The sequence below is a fragment of the Cupriavidus sp. SIMBA_020 genome, assembly GCF_046535395.1.
Taxonomy (GTDB): Bacteria; Pseudomonadota; Gammaproteobacteria; order Burkholderiales; family Burkholderiaceae; genus Cupriavidus; species Cupriavidus campinensis.
In genome coordinates this window covers 1-385 of sequence record NZ_JAWRWU010000122.1, presented here as the reverse complement: position 1 = coordinate 385, position 385 = coordinate 1, and the positions used below count along the sequence as shown (strand labels likewise).

Sequence of the window (385 nt, the reverse complement as noted above, 5' to 3'; positions counted from 1 at the left end):
GGCGCGGGCAAGACCACCAGCATCGGCAAGCTCGCGAAGCATCTGCAGAGCTTCGACCAGTCGGTGCTGCTGGCCGCGGGCGACACGTTCCGCGCGGCCGCGCGCGAACAGCTGGCGGTCTGGGGCGAACGCAACAACGTGACGGTCGTCCAGCAGGAAAGCGGCGACCCGGCCGCGGTGATCTTCGACGCGGTCAGCGCCGCGCGCGCGCGCAAGATCGACGTGATGATGGCCGACACGGCCGGCCGCCTGCCGACGCAGCTGCACCTGATGGAAGAGTTGAAGAAGGTGAAGCGCGTGATCTCGAAGGCGCACGACGGCGCGCCGCACGAGGTGCTGCTCGTGATCGACGCGAACACCGGCCAGAACGCGCTCACGCAGGTGA

Annotated in this window: 1 pseudogene; it reads left to right on the top strand. The window is 69.1% G+C overall.

Annotation, left to right across the window (positions count from 1 at the left end):
* Window positions 1-385 (top strand): annotated as a pseudogene (locus SB751_RS28440) (signal recognition particle-docking protein FtsY); the annotation flags it as partial.